This is a genomic window from Campylobacter concisus, from assembly GCF_002913745.1.
Taxonomy (GTDB): Bacteria; Campylobacterota; Campylobacteria; order Campylobacterales; family Campylobacteraceae; genus Campylobacter_A; species Campylobacter_A concisus_R.
Genome location: NZ_PPCG01000064.1, coordinates 1 through 1,969, shown reverse-complemented (window position 1 = coordinate 1,969; position 1,969 = coordinate 1). Strand labels below are relative to the sequence as shown.

The 1,969-nt window shown below is 45.4% G+C and carries 3 protein-coding genes; all 3 read left to right on the top strand.

The window, feature by feature from the left end:
- Window positions 1-477 (top strand): nickel insertion protein (gene larC, locus CYO90_RS07730; RefSeq protein ID WP_141090547.1); only part of this gene is annotated, 477 nt, incomplete at its 5' end.
- The gene (gene larE, locus CYO90_RS07725) at window positions 449-1,222 is read left to right on the top strand and encodes an ATP-dependent sacrificial sulfur transferase LarE (protein WP_103579080.1); all 774 of its coding nucleotides are present in this window, start codon (window positions 449-451) and stop codon (window positions 1,220-1,222) included. The genes larC and larE, both read left to right, overlap by 29 nt.
- Window positions 1,219-1,965 carry a nickel pincer cofactor biosynthesis protein LarB gene (gene larB, locus CYO90_RS07720; protein WP_103579079.1) on the top strand — a complete coding sequence of 249 codons (747 nt, stop codon included), beginning with the start codon at window positions 1,219-1,221 and terminating at the stop codon, window positions 1,963-1,965. The genes larE and larB overlap by 4 nt, the downstream gene beginning before the upstream one ends.
- The last annotated feature ends 4 nt before the right edge of the window (window positions 1,966-1,969 follow it).

Genomic DNA, 1,969 nt, shown 5'->3' with positions numbered 1-1,969 from the left:
GACGATATGGACGCAGAAAGCTTTGCCTTTGCGTGCGATATTTTGCGAGATAGCGGCGCGCTGGACGTATTTAGCAGGTCTATTTTTATGAAAAAGGGGCGCGCGGGCTTTGAGCTAAACGCGCTGTGCCGCAAGCAGGACGCCGCGCGGATAAAGGGGCTAATTTTCGCGCATACGACGGCGATCGGAGTTAGAGAGTGCGCCGTGAGGAAAACGGAGCTTGCGCGCGAGTTTTGCGAGGTAGAGACTAAATACGGCAAAATAAGGCTTAAAATTTCGCGCGGCCGAGTTTGCGGTTTTAACGCCGAACAAAATTTAACGGACGAAAATTTAGCCCGAAATTACCCCGAAATTTTAAAAATCAAGCCCGAATTCGAGGACTGCAAAAAAGCCGCGCAGAGATTTCAAACGACGATCCGCGAGGTTAGAAACGAGACTTTAAAAAAATATGACGAAACTAGAAATTCTAAAAAATGATATAAAAAAGCTGGAAAATTTAGCCGTAGCGTTTAGCGGCGGCGTGGATAGCTCGCTACTGCTAAAGGTCGCTGCGGACGTGCTTGGCGAAAATGCGCTAGCACTCACGGTAAAATCGCCCTACATGTCTTTGCGAGAGATAGACGAGGCGGTAGAATTTGCTAAATTTTATGGCATCAGGCACGAGATATTTGAGGTAGGCATCGCTGATGAGATAAAGCTCAATCCGCAAAATCGCTGTTATCTTTGCAAAAAAGCAGTTTTTTCAAGGCTTATCGCGCGTGCAAACGAGCTAGGCTTTACAAATGTCGCTGACGGCACAAACAAAGATGATCTTGGCGAATATCGCCCGGGGCTTAAGGCAAAAGAAGAGCTTGGCGTGCTTTCTCCGCTTTTAAATTTGAGCAAATTTGAGATCCGCGAACTCTCACGTGAGCTAAATTTAGCAACAGCAGACAAGCCAAGCTACGCATGCTTGCTAACTCGTTTGCCGCATGAAAAAGAGATAAGCATAGATGAGCTAAATTTAGTAGAGGCGGCTGAAAATTTACTGATAAAAAGCGGCTACGCAAATGTGCGAGCAAGGCTTGATGATAAAAAAATGAAGCTGCAAATGCCATTTTCTAGCATGCAAAGCTTTTTAAACGATGTGAAATTTAAGTCTATCGTTAAAGAGCTAGTAGCACTTGGTGCAGCAGAGGTGATGCTTGATCTAAAGGGGCTTAGAGAGGATGTTTTGGCATGAGCGAGGCTGAAATTTTAGAATTTATCGCCAGTATAAAAAATGGCAAGATGAGCGAGCAAGATGCGCTAAAGTATCTAAAAAACTATCCATTTAATGACATCGGATGTGCTAAGATCGACACTCAGCGTGCTTTACGAAATGGTACTGGTGAGGTGATATATGGGGCAAATAAAACAGATGATGAAATTTTGCAAATTGCTAGTGCGATCGGCGAAAAAAATGAAAATATTCTAATCACAAGAACAAATGAGAATGTTTTTGAACGCATACGTGAGATCTTTCCGCAGGCAGATTTTAATGCTCGTGGCAGGGTGATTAGCGTCAAATTTAAAGAACTAGCACCCACAAAAAGCTACATCTCGATAGTCTCTGCCGGAACTGCCGATGGTGCAGTCGTGGAGGAGGCCTATGAGACGGCAAAATTCTTAGGCAACGATGTGAGAAAATTTACCGATGTTGGTGTGGCAGGACTACATAGGCTGGTCGCAAAGCTCGATGAGATACGTGGTGCAAAGGTCGTCATCGCCGTTGCTGGTATGGAGGGCGCGCTAGCTAGCGTGTTAGCAGGCCTTGTAAGCTCTCTAGTGATCGCAGTGCCTACCAGCGTGGGATATGGGGCAAATTTTGGAGGACTAGCGGCACTGCTAGCCATGCTAAATAGCTGTGCAAACGGCGTCAGCGTCGTAAATATCGACAACGGATACGGTGCTGCGTATAACGCTAGCCTGATAAATCATCTCTAAATTT

Excerpts from the sequence above, each read along its gene's own strand:
- larE (WP_103579080.1), top strand. The coding sequence starts at position 449 with ATGACGAAACTAGAAATTCTAAAAAATGATATAAAAAAGCTGGAAAAT.
- larB (WP_103579079.1), top strand. The coding sequence starts at position 1,219 with ATGAGCGAGGCTGAAATTTTAGAATTTATCGCCAGTATAAAAAATGGC.